Genomic DNA, 13,152 nt, shown 5'->3' with positions numbered 1-13,152 from the left:
AAAATCTGGGGATAACAGCGATTGGAAGGTTATTCTGTCATCGAAGTGGCAAGTGTAACCGTTATTAGTTCATTTTATATATCACGAAAGGAGCCGTGATCTCTCATGGCAAGCACATTACTTAGCATTCAGGTTATTCCAAAAACGCCAAATGGCGAGAACTCATATCCTTATGTAGATCGCGCCATTGAAGTTATTCAGCAATCTGGCCTGAAATATCAGGTGAACGCGCTCGACACCACGATGGAAGGGGAACTGGAGGAACTGCTGGAGGTTGTCCGCAAAATGCACGAAGTACTCGTCGAGGCTGGCAGCCCAAGCATCATCTCCCAGATCAAAATCGCCCATAGCCCTACTGGCTTCAGCATGGATACCCTGACGGAGAAGTACCGCTAATGAATGCCTATTTCAAAAGTGTATGGCCGCCCTTCGTGGCGGTTATTCTCTTTATAGCGTTATGGCAGGGAGCTGTATCCCTGTTCCACATCGAGAAATGGATGCTGCCCGCACCGTCCGATATCGCCCGCGAAGCGGCATCCCAAGCGGAGCGACTGGGCATGCATGCCTCCGCAACCATTCAGTTAACCCTGATCGGATTCGCCGCTGGAACAGCGGTTGGATTACTGATTGCAATGGTGCTGCATTTGGTGCCTTTTCTCAAGTCAGCCCTGTATCCTTTACTTATTCTTAGTCAAAACATACCGACCATCGCGCTCGCACCGCTCCTGTTAATCTGGTTCGGATTCGGGCTGTTGCCCAAGCTGATTACCATCATATTAGTCTGCTTTTTCCCCGTTGCGGTGGCGGCCATGGACGGCTTGACCCGTACAGATGCAGCGATGATGAACTATATGCGCATGGCTGGTGCCAAACGTCGTCATATCTTCTGGAAGCTGGAACTACCCCATGCCCTGCCCTCCGTGTTCTCCGGTGTCAAAATTGCCGCTACCTATAGCGTGATGGGTGCCATCATTGCCGAATGGATTGGTGCAGACAAGGGTATTGGTTATTATATGATGCTGCAAAAATCAGCTTATCGCACAGATCGCTTATTCGTGGCAATCATGATTATTGTCGCGCTCAGCTTGCTGCTCTTCCTGCTCATCGCGTTGCTGGAGAAGCTGCTCGTGCGCTGGCGGCCACAGAAGCGATAACAAAGCATGTAAGTCTATATATTAGGAAGTGATCAGCATATGAATCAGCAACAGGACGAACACGTCCAGCCTGAACGGGGAGCACGCACATTGGAACCAAAGCACGGTGAAAAAATTTACTCGACTAATTCCGGGCTACCGACATATACGACTGCTGCTTCGGTTCCACCTGCACTGGACGTCGTGGATGTTCATGCATCATTTCGTGAACGACGGAGCAGGCTACCGGTGTTGAACGGCCTGTCCCTGACTGTGAAGCAAGGTGAGTTTGTCGCTATCGTTGGGCCATCCGGCTGTGGCAAAAGCACCCTGTTCCATATCATCGGTGGTCTGCTGAAGCCACAGGAAGGGCAAGTGCTCATGAACGGTCACGATGTTACGGGCCAACGTGGCAAAATCAGTTATATGCCACAACAGCCTGCCCTTTTCCCTTGGCGTACCATTGAAGACAATGTACTGCTTGCTGGTGAAGTAGCTATGGATACTCCTCCCCGGGCTGAAGCACTTGCGGAGGCTCGAAAATGGTTAAGTAGCGTGGGTCTTGCCGGATTCGAGCAGGCATACCCGCATATGCTGTCGGGCGGTATGCAGCAACGCGCTGCATTCCTGCGCGCCCTGCTTAGTCCGCAGGAGTTGATGCTGCTGGACGAACCCTTCAGCGCGCTGGATGCACTCACACGTAGCGACATGCAGCGCTGGCTGCTCGATATCTGGGAACAGAACCGTCGTTCGGTGCTGTTCATCACCCATAATATCGAAGAAGCATTGCTGCTTGCGGATCGGGTCTATGTATTATCCAACCGGCCTGCAACGGTGTTGCATGAGGTACATGTTCCTTTTGATCGCCCTAGACGAGAAGAAATTACGGAGGAATCCGCCTTTCTGGAGCGTAAACGGCAGATTGCACAGTGGATGAGAGAAGAACAGCAGAAAGCCCGCCTATCTTGATAGCGCGGGTTTTAAAGTTATTATTTTCCTTTAATGGGTGATCCAACACAAGAAATTCTGCGTACCATAGATAAAATATATAGGAACACAAGGAGGAATTCCCTCGTGCATTCTCAAGCTTTTGCTCCATTGATCGATGCTCATATTCACTTGGATCAGTATACCCCTGATGAACAACGTGAAATGTTGCTATCATTTTCGTCTCAGCAGGTCGAAGCGGTCATTGCGGTATCCATGAATCTGGCTTCTGCCCAGGCCAATCTGGAGCTTGCTAATCAATATCCACGCACTATATATCCAGCCTTCGGTTTTCATCCGGAACAGGAACTGCCATCCACCGCAGAGATGGACCTGTTCTTCCAATGGATTGAGCAGCATATGGGACAAGCCACAGCTATAGGAGAAGTCGGCCTTCCCTATTACAATCGACTGGAGGCTGAGCAAGCAGGACAGCACTTCGATCAGAGCGGGTATATCGAGCTGCTTGAACGTTTCATCCAACTCGCGAAAAAGCACAACAAACCGCTTGTCCTTCATGCTGTATACGAAGATGCGGATATCGTCTGTGATCTGCTGGAGCAAAATCATTTCCGACGTGCTCATTTCCACTGGTTCAAAGGGTCCCGCGAAACGGTAAAACGCATGGCAGACAACGGTTATTTCATCTCTTTCACGCCAGATATTCGTTATGAAGATGAGATTCGTGAACTCGCCCGGCAATATCCAGCAGAACAAGTCATGGCCGAGACCGACGGCCCTTGGCCCTTCGAAGGGCCGTTTCAGGGACGAATGACACACCCTGCAATGACCAGACAAGTCATTCAAGCATGGAGTGAGATCACCGGCATGGGAACCGACCGGGCCGCCCGTCTCTTTTATCAGAATACAAAGCGTTTCTATGGCTTAACTTGATTACAATCTGGTAGAAGCAAGCGCACTCGCTTGCCCTGCCAGCACAACACAAAGAAGCCAGTCGACTTTTCCCCGACTGACTTCTAATTTACATATATATAAGTGGAACAAAATTTTTACCTTCCGTTCAACTTAACGCTTCAGGAATCCTTTGCCTTCCAGGAACGGTCTCACCTGCAACCGTGCCGGCTCAGTCAGGCGCTTCGCCATCAGTTCGGACCATGGGGTCGTTCGTTCTCCATTGGTCCGTTCTTTCATGTACGCAGTTGTAGTCTCATCATACTGCTCAACACCTTTGAGGCTCTGCTCGGCATTATAGCGATTATGATGCAGAACGGCTTCCAATGGCAGGCGTGGCCGAATTCCTGTTTCCTGATCTGCAACACCAATACACATGCCGTACACCGGATATACCCCTTCCGGCAATCCCAACAGCTCAGCGACTTCTTCAATCCGGGTACGAAGCCCGCCGATATATACAATTCCGAAGCCAAGAGATTCGGCTGCAAGAGCGGCATTCTGGGAAGCCAGAGCAGCATCAATCGTGGCTACCATGAAATTCTCGGTCGAATCGGCATACGATTCCTTCTCAGGAAGATGACGTTTCGCAGCATCACTCAGCCGATATAGGTCAGCACACCACACGAGAAACACGGGACATTCATTGACGTAGGCCTGATTGCCTGCCAATTCAGCCAGCTTGGCTTTTTGCTCCGATTCAGTCACGGCAATCACGGTGTAAGCTTGTACACTGCTTGAAGAAGAAGCCATCTGCCCTGCCGATACAATGGCTGCAAGCTGCTCATCACTTACCGGGTCTGGCTTAAATTTTCGTACAGAGCGGTGTTTCATCATCAACTCAATGGTTTCATTCATGGCGGTTCACTCCCAATCCTCGAAGTACGAACTCAATGGTCTGCTCCGCGAGCTCGTCTGTATTCATATGTTGATAATCAAAGCCAAATCGTGAATTCTTGGCCCGTTTGTGTGCCAAAGCCACACCCATAACCTGAAGCATTGCATAAGATACGGACTCGATTTGGAACAATCCCTGGTCCTTTCCTTCTTGCAGCAGTTCCCTCACGCGTGTCCAGACGGGGTCCAGAAAACGAAATACGGTAGCTGTGCGATGTGTACGCAGTGTAATTTCAAGCTGCACAATATCGCTCATCTCCCGATCTGTCATCGTGAACTTCACAACTTCACCAATAATTCGTCGGATACCTTCCACAGGCGAGGACATGGACTCTTCCGCCAACGAGTTCATCATATGATCGGGGAAGAAATGTTCAAATAATGCCTCGAACACCTTTTCTTTGCCGCCAAAATGGTATGAGACCAGTGACACGTTTGCCCCCGCCTCATCACAGATTTGACGAACACTCGTCCCGTCATACCCCTGCTGTGCAAAAAGCTTCTTGGCTGCAAGCAGTATCCTCGTTTTGATATCCAACTCCGGTTCCGTCATTCCGTCCCGCTCCCTCTTGTCCGTTCATTTCGTTCGCTCCAGCTCAAGGGCTGCAGTCATGTACTCTATCTGTCTATTATATTACACCAAGCACCCCGATGAAACTCATCGGGGTGCTTGTCCTATCCTATTGTCCTATCTTATGAAGCAATTACAATGCTTCTGCTATATTAGTTGGCGCGAGCCGGGCTTGGTGCGCCAGCTGGCATGCGTTGTTTTTTCAACAACGTCACCACCAGGGACAAAGCAACAGCAACCAACAGTACAACCACGATGGAGCCCGCAGCAGATTGAACTCCTGGGCCTCCCAACTGCACGCTCAGAATACCCTGAACGGCGTATGTTGCAGGCAGGTACTGCCCAATGCCGCTATAGAAGCTGTTCAGCAATTCACGCGGTACCATTGCACCGGAGGATACCAGTTGCAGGGACAGTGAGATGATGTTGAACAGACTTCCTGCGGGTCCGAAGCAGATCAGGAAGAACTGGGAGAAGAACATGAACGTGCACAGGAAGAGTGCCTGGAACAACCAGAACGCGACGAATCCTTGCGCAATCTGTCCACCCAGTGCAACGATCAACGATGATCCCAACAAGGAAACAACCAATGCAGAACCCACGTTGATGACTACTCTTGCGCCAAACAACGTCAATCGGGAATAGGTAGATGAGAGCATACCCATCGCTGTCTGGAGATTCATCCCCATGATCATGGCACCTACATAGGAAGCCAATACCATCATCATCGGCACCATCTGGTTATTCATCCCGTTAACCGGGTTAATCGACGTTGTCGTTCCTTCCACTCGGGTGGTCAGGTTTGTAGCGGCTTCAGCAGCCTGCTCGGCAGGCGCACCTGAAGCGGTTAACACCGTCTGTACCCCTTGTGCTGTAGCTTGTTTGTTAATTGTGTTTGTCACACTTTGTGATACACCTTGCATCATGCTTTTAATCGTAACCGGGTTCGCTTCATTAATGGTGTATTTAATCTCGGCGGTGGAGCTAGCCGTCTGAAGCAGTTCGTTGAACCCAGCCGGAATATCCAGCACCATGTGTACTTTGTGATGATTCAACTGATCCAACGCTTCAGTTGCACTCAGATTGGATACGGTATGGAAAGGCAGTGTTCCTGCGAGCGAATCCGCAATTCCTTTGGACATTTCACCATCCTCGTTCACAATCGCAACCGTTAATTCTTTCGTACGGTCATTTACTCCAGAATATGCGGTCATCCAGATCACGCTAAAGATCACTTGGAACATAAGTGCTGTTACGATCCCTACAATCACTGGCGGTTTTTTAAACAATGTACGTAAAGCCTGTAACATAAAAGGTGTCCTCCATTACTCAAAATAGTTCTAATTTGATTTAAACAGTTGTTTGAATCAAACGATCGTTTAAATTTTATGTGAATATGACCATATTGTCAACTCATTTTTGAAATATTCAGAAAATATAAGATTTATTCATGAATGTAATTAATTCATTTTCACAAAATAGCATAATACCAACTTTTCTCCATAGAAAAGGACATCTAGACCAACGATTCAGGCCGTACTTCTCTGGCGATTCAAACTGTCTCTTCTCAACAAAAAGCGCGGCCCGCCTGCAGCGAACCGCGCATGTAATATCCTCACTTTGTTACAATGAGGCATTGAATATCTCTGTAAACATGGGCCGGTCAGCCATTTCTATTCAGCTTCATGCGTTGCAGTCGCAGCGCATTCAGGACAACCGACACGGAACTGAACGCCATCGCCGCCCCTGCCAGCCATGGGGCCAAGAAGCCAACTGACGCAATGGGAATACCAATAACGTTGTATCCGAGTGCCCAGAATAAGTTTTGTTTGATATTCCCCATCGTGCGCCGGCTCATCTCAATCGCATCTGCAATGCTGTTCAGATCACCACGCATCAAGGTAATATCCGCCGCTTCCATCGCTACATCCGTTCCTGTTCCAATGGCCATCCCAATATCAGCAGTAGCGAGTGCTGGAGCATCATTAATGCCGTCACCTACCATCGCAACTTTCAGGCCACTCTCCTGAAGTTTCTTCACTTCTGCAGCTTTACCTTCGGGAAGAACCTCAGCCAGCACTTTACCGATCCCTGCCTGTTCCGCTACAGCTCGAGCAGTCCGCTCATTGTCTCCAGTGATCATGATCACATCAATCCCCATCGCCTGAAGACGACCGATCGCTTCACGAGAGGTATCCTTAATGGTGTCAGCCACTGCCACAATGCCTGCCCACTGACCATCTACCGCTACCAGCATCGCTGTACGCCCCTGCTCTTCCAGTCGGTTCATCTGCTGAACGGTTTCCTCAGAGACATTGACCTGTGCATCCGCAAGCAATCGCCGTGTACCAACCAGGATCTCCTGCCCTTGTACTGAAGCTCGCACACCATATCCCGGTATGTTCTCGAACTTCTCTGTTGAGGTCAGCTCCAGACCCTTGGCACGGATACCTGCAACAATCGCCTCTGCCAGCGGATGCTCCGAACTCTGTTCAGCCGCTCCCACATGCTCAAGCAGATCGGATTCCGTCCAATTCGGAGCCGTGATAACGTCGGTAAGCACGGGTTTACCTTGAGTCACTGTACCTGTTTTGTCGAGCACCACGGTCTGAATCTGTTGTGCGGACTCCAGATGTTCGCCGCCTTTGAACAGAATGCCGTACTCAGCGGCACGGCCTGATCCAGCCATGACTGAGGTCGGCGTGGCCAGCCCAAGTGCACATGGACAGGCAATGACGAGCACAGCAATCGCTTTTTCAAGGGAACCCGCAAAGTCACCCGGACTTGCAAACAGATACCAGATCAGGAATGTCAGCGCGGCTATGCCAACGACGATCGGAACAAATATGCCTGATATAACATCTGCGATCCGTTGAATCGGTGCTTTGGAACCCTGCGCCTGCTCTACCACTTTGATGATCTGGGACAACGCCGTGTCCGATCCCACTCGTGTCGCACGCAGTCGTAATACGCCATTTTTGTTCAACGTAGCACCTGTAACGGCATCTCCCGGTTTTTTATCCACGGGAAGGCTCTCTCCGCTTAGCATGGATTCATCCACAGAGGATTGCCCCTCCTCAACGACACCATCTACAGGTATGCTGTCACCCGGCTTCACCAGAACGAGCTCCCCTACCGCAACATATGCAGCAGGAACCATAACTTCCTGTCCATCCCGGATGACACGGGCTTCACGTGGAGCCAGTTCAATCAAGCTTTTAATCGCCTGTGAAGATCGGCCTTTCGCCACAGCTTCGAACCATTTTCCCAGTAAAATTAACGTAATTAGAATCGCACTTGTCTCATAATAGAGTTCTACCGAAGGCATGGCGGCTGTGCCCGTTCCCATTGTCCCATGATCCACCGACGCAAAAGGCAAGTACCCACTTGATAACGTCAGATACAGACTGTAGAAAAACGCTGCGCTGGTACCCAGTGCGACAAGAACATCCATATTCGCGCTACGGTTGCGTAGTGCTTTGTACGCTCCTACATAGAACTGCCACCCAATCACGAACTGTACCGGTGTTGCCAGCAGCAGTTGGAACCACGGGTTCATGAACAGCTCAGGTACATAGATTCCGGATGTGAACGAGAAATGCCCCACCATGGCCCACAGCAACGGAATCGATAACAAAGCCGATATCATCCATTTCCACTTTTTGCGTTGCAGCTCACGTTCACGAACCGATGTAGTCTCTTCTTGCGTCAATTGCAGTTCAGCACCGTAGCCCATTTGCTTAATCTTGGCGGTAATATCCGAAGGTTTCAATGAGCCCGCGGCATATTCGATATGCCCGGTCTCCAGCGCCAGATTCACATTCGCCTGAGATACCCCGGGTAGTCGGGAAAGACCTTTTTCAATCCGCGCAGAACAGGCAGCACACGTCATACCGGTGATGTTCAGATCTACTGATTCGGACACCGTACCGTAGCCAAGCGCCTCTACTTTATCCCGCAATGCATTCACGTTGGTTGTCTTCGGATCATATGAAACGGTTGCCTGTTCAATCGCAAGGTTCACATTGGCCTGATGCACACCCTCCATGCGGGACAAGCCTTTCTCCACTCGTGTCGAACATGCGGCACATGTCATGCCCGTGATGTGAAGTGTTGTTTTTAGTCCAGGCGCGTCAGCCATAGGCGGCAATGGTGTAGGTTCTGATGATGCATCCATTGGTTTATTCGTTGAGTTATCCATCATGTCAGCTCCTTTCATGTCGATTCAAATTATTATATGTTGCAATCAATTATACCCCCAAGGGGTATATTCCAGACAGAAAATTAGGCTTAAACCTGACTCGTAGGAAAAAAGACCTCTGACCTCTTTTTACCCATGAGCATGTTCGGTTTAAGCCTGTAATGCCATTAGACTACGTCGTATCCCTGATCTTCAATTGCAGCTTTGATCTGATCCACGTTCACTTTCTGCTCATCATATTCCACAGCTACCGTTCCCGCTGCCAGATCCACGTGACCACTCGCCCCAGCATTCTTCACAGCCTCTTCAACCGACTTCACACAGTGATTGCAAGACATTCCCGTAACGTTCAACGTAACATTAGACATTCCAAATTCCTCCTTGGGATATATTAAAATGATAAAATTAATTAGGTGAATTGATTCAGCTTACTTCATTAACTTCCGCATCGTAACCAGCAGTTCATCCACAACCTCATGTTCACCAGCTTGAATACGCTCAACGATACAGCTCTTCATATGGCCTTCAAGCAGAAGTTTGCCTACCGAATTAAGAGCAGACTGAGCCGCCGCAATCTGCGTCAGCACATCATCACAGTACGTATCCTTCTCAATCAATCCCTTGATCCCGCGAATCTGACCTTCCACACGGTTCAAACGAGAAACCAGGTTACTCTTCATCTCCTGCGAATGATGACTCTTGCGCACATGCTTCCCATCACTGCCTTCGGTATGACAGGATACTGCTTCTTGAACTGTAGCCGAAGCTTCCGTTGAATCGGACATGGAGGATTGCAAAGGTTCCTCGGGATGGCTCTGATGATCCATCATGAACACCCCTTTTCTTTCGTTCTTTTCTAAGAGTAACATACCCCATGGGGGTATTCAAGTTCATTTTGATATTTTGTTAAAAATGGATGATTGCTTGTTCGAATGATAAAGAGCAGTGCATCTTACAAGGTATATTCCATCCTGCTGCTGCGAACGACCAGACCCACCTGTTCATAGAAAGCCTGTGCGTCCGAGTTAAACGTCGACACGGATAATTCCACGCTGTCTGCCTGAAGCTCTCTTCCTAGCTCGATGAATGCCTGGATCAACTGTTTGCCCGTTCCTTGGCCCCGATGCTTGGTATCCACTACAAGTTCATGGATGTACAGCATCTTGCGATCCACCATCAATGGGTTATCCTGAATTACACTCAACTGCGCACTCCCATAACCCAGAATCAAGCCTGTTTCTAAAGACTCGGCAACATACAGGTATCGCTTGTCCGTTTCCAATAGTTCGGTGAACTCCTTTTCCTCCATTCTGGTCTCTAACACTCTGTATAGATCCGGCCGCGCCTCGACATGCATCTGGTGCAGTTCATCCATCAACAATGACACGCCAGAGTAGTCCCTGAGTTCTGCCTTTCGAATGTTAACATTCCCCTTCGTGCTCATCCCATCACTCTTTCGTCTGTTGAATTTTACATTATTATACAACCAAAAAGCAGATACCATAAGGGTACCTGCTTCGCTAAATTTATCTTCATTCCATCAAGCCCATAGGATGTTCATGTTGATTATTTTTTCGAAGATGTATTTCCTTCATTAAAAGCAACAGGTGATGGCTTCGCTGCCCATTCGTCCGCCTGTGGCTCAATGTCTACTCCGCTCAAGATTTTCTTTTTCTCCATCAAGGAATCCCCGTCTTCATCCAGCTTGTTGCGAATTTCCGCCTCATCCTGAGGTTGATTGTTCTGTGTCATCGTAGAGTCCTCCCTTTTTCGTATTCATGGTGATGTTCCTTTATATAACGTGCCCATTTTCTGCATTATCATTCTTCGCGAGGGATAGACTGTCCCCAAGTTATGTGTTATTTGACGTAAACATTAACTTTATTAAGCTAAATCCATCTCTAAACCCTTGCTCATACATTACTGACTCTGCTGTACCCTGAAGAAGGGTTATTACATTACAATAGTCCAAAAATAAAGCCATCCCCTCTGGCTTAACATAATCACATAGCTCCATAAATAAACGATCACTTTCTTGACTCAATTTTTTATATTCTTTTGAATTATAAATCACAAGATTTCCGATACTCTCCATACGAAGAGCTTTGAACTGGTTAAATATTTCTTCGAAGTCCTTCATGATCCCCTCCAAAAAAGTGAAGTCACTATGAATATAAATATTAGAGTGACATCACTTAGATGTCAATATGATTGTATATTGAATTATTTTGTAATGATACAATATGAACATTACTTTTTGAGGAGATTTTATTTCATGGCTACAGATAAAAGAGTATTTACACTTAGGCTGCGAGAAAAGAATTTTGAGAAAATTAAAGTGATTGCGGACAAAAACAAACGATCTATTGCAATGCAAATTGAGTATCTTATTGAACAACATATTGAAGAATTTGAGAAAGAACAAGGTGTTATTTCCCCAGATACACATAATGACGTATAGATTTTGCGCCCTTAGTACATGCGCATCATCCATACGTCATTTTTCATGATATATCCTGTTCCCCGTTAATCGAAATCAACCTGTTTATCCAAAATGATTTCCTCTACTTCGTATTCCAACTCTGGTATTGAGGGAATCAAGGAAAATCGAACGTTTTCCAGAGAAGTTAAAAGTGATTCGACAAAAAGCTCCATTATTTGTCGATACTATATGACTTTTGCATCATATGAATTCCTTGTTTTTCAATGTTATCCTTATTAATGAAATTAATAATAGGGAGATGTAAAAGTGAAGAATCTCAAGAAATTATTTTTAGTTGTTATGACCATGGTAGTGTTGTTAGTTGGTCCATCAAGTATTTATGCCTCTGAATTGGTAAATAATACTGCAGATCAGTCAGAGTCTAATATTGTCTCAATTAGAATCCCATTGACATTTATACCTAGTGAACAAGCCCAGGCTAATGATGGATCTATAACGACTATGGCTGTGAAGCCACTTGATGGTTACGCTGATGTAGTAGCTGAAGTAGAGAACGGTAATCATGTGTTTGTGGACTGGAGCGTATATATAACAACTCCACAGGCTAAAATTACTAGAGTAGATTTAGAGTTAGCGTATTCTGATTTAGTGAGAACACCATTTAAGTATTCAACTTTCCAAACTAAGAATTTTGAACAAAATCAAGATGATCGCATTTTTACTAAACCAGGTCAACATGCAGTAACTTTAACTGGTTCTGTTACTACTACCAAGGGAGTTTTAAAAGTTATTACTACAGGAAACGCATATTTTACAACAAAATAAGTTTCTGAGTGTAACAAAATGTCGAGAATACCTTCCGGTGTCTCGACATTTTGTTTTCCGAATAGTAATGATATAAAATGCATAAATAAAGATCTGGGAGGAAACACCTTGAATTTATTTGAAAAACTTGAGATTAAAGATGATGATGTCGCGAACTATCCTGACACCCTAGCTAGGAAAAGGAATAGGTATATCAAAGTAGATACGTCTTCTGATGGATCTGATATTCAAGATTTACATTTCAATTTATTTGAACAATTATTTATTTCCCCATTTGTATTTGTAGATCCACAAGGACTCTTAAATATTCCTACAGATAAAAGTTCAGAAGGAAATCAAATAATGCAACTGGTTCAATATTTTGAAAATGTAAAAAAATTGGAGAATAGTTCCCAGGTATCATATTATTTTCAAAATATAAAAAAAGTTTATTTGGATCGTTTTTTAGAACTTTATAAAGCAAAAAAGTGTAGTGAAATAATATATGATTTATTTCCTAATGGCAATGTAGGAGATGATTTTCATAATGTAGAGGTTGAAGAATATCTAATCAATTTAGATTTGATCGATAAATTACAAGCCAAGGAACTGAATGAATTTTGGAACAATATTAAAGAAACTTTCATTCTAGCAGGACAGGAATTCGTATTATGGGTCGATAATTGGGAATTCAACGATTTCATAAAAGATAAAGTTAGTATCCGATTGTTTGCTAATGTGTGCAATCAAATTAAGCTCTCAGTTGATAAGAATACAAATGTAATTCGATACATTTCTTTTTCTTAATGTAACGATGGTAACTGTAATTAACATGGCTACGATCAAGAATTCATATATTAAATGTTGAAGTGTTCAATCATTCCTGCTAATGACACTAGGGAGTGTCTTTAATCTCAAAAAAGATCTCATTTTTCACATTCAGCTGGAAAATGAGGTCCTTTTTTTGTTGCGAATTCTGGCACAATTGGACATCAGGTAGTTAATTTTTAACAATACAAAATTTACTGCGGCTGTGTAATATCACATTTTATTTAAGCTCAACTAAACAATCTTACTGAGAGCTTACATCATAGATCAGTCACCTTACATTATTCATGCTTCGATTGCTAGCGAAAAAATCCAGAATCCTTTTGAAGGAAATCTGGATTTTTTGTTAATCCATTCGTCTTACAAATTCCATATC

The 13,152-nt window shown here is 45.8% G+C and carries 16 protein-coding genes; 7 read left to right on the top strand and 9 right to left on the bottom strand.

Translation table 11 applies throughout. The features are described 5' to 3' along the window. Positions 1-105: 105 nt before the first annotated feature. The 4 genes from MKZ12_RS02310 (at position 106) to MKZ12_RS02295 (ending at position 3,014) form a co-directional block, all read left to right on the top strand. A complete protein-coding gene (locus MKZ12_RS02310) occupies positions 106-396 on the top strand; it encodes a thiamine-binding protein (RefSeq protein WP_017690996.1) in 291 nt (96 codons plus the stop codon). Then, the gene (locus MKZ12_RS02305; RefSeq protein WP_339258517.1) at positions 396-1,154 is read left to right on the top strand and encodes an ABC transporter permease; all 759 of its coding nucleotides are present in this window, start codon (positions 396-398) and stop codon (positions 1,152-1,154) included. The genes MKZ12_RS02310 and MKZ12_RS02305 overlap by 1 nt, the downstream gene beginning before the upstream one ends. Positions 1,155-1,193: 39 nt before the next feature. Next, the gene (locus MKZ12_RS02300; protein WP_339239239.1) at positions 1,194-2,102 is read left to right on the top strand and encodes an ABC transporter ATP-binding protein; all 909 of its coding nucleotides are present in this window, start codon (positions 1,194-1,196) and stop codon (positions 2,100-2,102) included. 105 nt (positions 2,103-2,207) lie between these two features. Beyond that, positions 2,208-3,014, top strand: a complete 807-nt coding sequence (locus tag MKZ12_RS02295; protein WP_339258515.1) for a TatD family hydrolase — start codon at positions 2,208-2,210, stop codon at positions 3,012-3,014. A gap of 132 nt (positions 3,015-3,146) precedes the next feature. Here MKZ12_RS02295 and nfsA read toward each other — a convergent pair whose 3' ends face one another. The 9 genes from nfsA to MKZ12_RS02250 form a co-directional block, all read right to left on the bottom strand. Then, positions 3,147-3,890 (bottom strand): oxygen-insensitive NADPH nitroreductase, encoded by a 744-nt coding sequence (nfsA, locus tag MKZ12_RS02290; RefSeq protein WP_339258513.1) that lies wholly within the window; start codon positions 3,888-3,890, stop codon positions 3,147-3,149. After that, complete coding sequence (locus tag MKZ12_RS02285; RefSeq protein WP_091018425.1) at positions 3,883-4,482, bottom strand: TetR family transcriptional regulator; 600 nt, start codon at positions 4,480-4,482, stop codon at positions 3,883-3,885. The genes nfsA and MKZ12_RS02285 overlap by 8 nt, the downstream gene beginning before the upstream one ends. A gap of 170 nt (positions 4,483-4,652) precedes the next feature. Then, a complete protein-coding gene (locus tag MKZ12_RS02280; RefSeq protein WP_339258511.1) occupies positions 4,653-5,810 on the bottom strand; it encodes an ABC transporter permease in 1,158 nt (385 codons plus the stop codon). A 353-nt stretch (positions 5,811-6,163) separates the two neighbouring features. Further along, positions 6,164-8,641: a heavy metal translocating P-type ATPase gene (locus tag MKZ12_RS02275; RefSeq protein ID WP_339261287.1), complete on the bottom strand. Its 2,478-nt coding sequence runs from the start codon at positions 8,639-8,641 to the stop codon at positions 6,164-6,166. A gap of 227 nt (positions 8,642-8,868) precedes the next feature. Then, positions 8,869-9,069: a copper ion binding protein gene (locus tag MKZ12_RS02270; RefSeq protein WP_339258509.1), complete on the bottom strand. Its 201-nt coding sequence runs from the start codon at positions 9,067-9,069 to the stop codon at positions 8,869-8,871. A gap of 60 nt (positions 9,070-9,129) precedes the next feature. Further along, positions 9,130-9,486 carry a metal-sensitive transcriptional regulator gene (locus MKZ12_RS02265; RefSeq protein ID WP_091018657.1) on the bottom strand — a complete coding sequence of 119 codons (357 nt, stop codon included), beginning with the start codon at positions 9,484-9,486 and terminating at the stop codon, positions 9,130-9,132. A gap of 167 nt (positions 9,487-9,653) precedes the next feature. Further along, positions 9,654-10,145 (bottom strand): GNAT family N-acetyltransferase, encoded by a 492-nt coding sequence (locus tag MKZ12_RS02260; RefSeq protein WP_339258508.1) that lies wholly within the window; start codon positions 10,143-10,145, stop codon positions 9,654-9,656. Positions 10,146-10,267: 122 nt separating this feature from the next. Then, entirely contained in the window at positions 10,268-10,453 is a 186-nt protein-coding gene (locus MKZ12_RS02255) for a hypothetical protein (protein ID WP_036616704.1), read from the bottom strand. Positions 10,454-10,553: 100 nt separating this feature from the next. Continuing rightward, positions 10,554-10,841 (bottom strand): hypothetical protein, encoded by a 288-nt coding sequence (locus tag MKZ12_RS02250; protein WP_339258506.1) that lies wholly within the window; start codon positions 10,839-10,841, stop codon positions 10,554-10,556. Between the two features lie 135 nt (positions 10,842-10,976). On the opposite strand from MKZ12_RS02250, the gene MKZ12_RS02245 reads away from it, so the two are divergent. The 3 genes from MKZ12_RS02245 to MKZ12_RS02235 all read left to right on the top strand — a co-directional run bounded on the left by MKZ12_RS02245 (position 10,977) and on the right by MKZ12_RS02235 (position 12,755). Further along, positions 10,977-11,162: a hypothetical protein gene (locus MKZ12_RS02245; RefSeq protein ID WP_076329734.1), complete on the top strand. Its 186-nt coding sequence runs from the start codon at positions 10,977-10,979 to the stop codon at positions 11,160-11,162. 288 nt (positions 11,163-11,450) lie between these two features. Further along, positions 11,451-11,969, top strand: coding sequence for a hypothetical protein (locus tag MKZ12_RS02240; protein WP_105601542.1), 519 nt, complete (start codon positions 11,451-11,453; stop codon positions 11,967-11,969). Positions 11,970-12,077: 108 nt separating this feature from the next. Beyond that, complete coding sequence (locus MKZ12_RS02235) at positions 12,078-12,755, top strand: hypothetical protein (RefSeq protein ID WP_133386949.1); 678 nt, start codon at positions 12,078-12,080, stop codon at positions 12,753-12,755. The last annotated feature ends 397 nt before the right edge of the window (positions 12,756-13,152 follow it).

The organism is Paenibacillus sp. FSL R5-0713, assembly GCF_037973325.1.
Taxonomy (GTDB): Bacteria; Bacillota; Bacilli; order Paenibacillales; family Paenibacillaceae; genus Paenibacillus.
Note: the sequence above shows the minus strand (reverse complement) of the source record. Positions and strands in the feature narration are given on the sequence as shown.

What these genes read in the sequence shown, in the direction of transcription:
- MKZ12_RS02310 (WP_017690996.1), top strand. Translation starts at nt 106, where the DNA reads ATGGCAAGCACATTACTTAGCATTCAGGTTATTCCAAAAACGCCAAAT.
- MKZ12_RS02305 (WP_339258517.1), top strand. Translation starts at nt 396, where the DNA reads ATGAATGCCTATTTCAAAAGTGTATGGCCGCCCTTCGTGGCGGTTATT.
- MKZ12_RS02300 (WP_339239239.1), top strand. Translation starts at nt 1,194, where the DNA reads ATGAATCAGCAACAGGACGAACACGTCCAGCCTGAACGGGGAGCACGC.
- nfsA (WP_339258513.1), bottom strand. Translation starts at nt 3,890, where the DNA reads ATGAATGAAACCATTGAGTTGATGATGAAACACCGCTCTGTACGAAAA.
- MKZ12_RS02285 (WP_091018425.1), bottom strand. Translation starts at nt 4,482, where the DNA reads ATGACGGAACCGGAGTTGGATATCAAAACGAGGATACTGCTTGCAGCC.
- MKZ12_RS02280 (WP_339258511.1), bottom strand. Translation starts at nt 5,810, where the DNA reads ATGTTACAGGCTTTACGTACATTGTTTAAAAAACCGCCAGTGATTGTA.
- MKZ12_RS02275 (WP_339261287.1), bottom strand. Translation starts at nt 8,641, where the DNA reads ATGGCTGACGCGCCTGGACTAAAAACAACACTTCACATCACGGGCATG.
- MKZ12_RS02270 (WP_339258509.1), bottom strand. Translation starts at nt 9,069, where the DNA reads ATGTCTAATGTTACGTTGAACGTTACGGGAATGTCTTGCAATCACTGT.
- MKZ12_RS02265 (WP_091018657.1), bottom strand. Translation starts at nt 9,486, where the DNA reads ATGTCCGATTCAACGGAAGCTTCGGCTACAGTTCAAGAAGCAGTATCC.
- MKZ12_RS02260 (WP_339258508.1), bottom strand. Translation starts at nt 10,145, where the DNA reads ATGAGCACGAAGGGGAATGTTAACATTCGAAAGGCAGAACTCAGGGAC.
- MKZ12_RS02255 (WP_036616704.1), bottom strand. Translation starts at nt 10,453, where the DNA reads ATGACACAGAACAATCAACCTCAGGATGAGGCGGAAATTCGCAACAAG.
- MKZ12_RS02250 (WP_339258506.1), bottom strand. Translation starts at nt 10,841, where the DNA reads ATGAAGGACTTCGAAGAAATATTTAACCAGTTCAAAGCTCTTCGTATG.
- MKZ12_RS02245 (WP_076329734.1), top strand. Translation starts at nt 10,977, where the DNA reads ATGGCTACAGATAAAAGAGTATTTACACTTAGGCTGCGAGAAAAGAAT.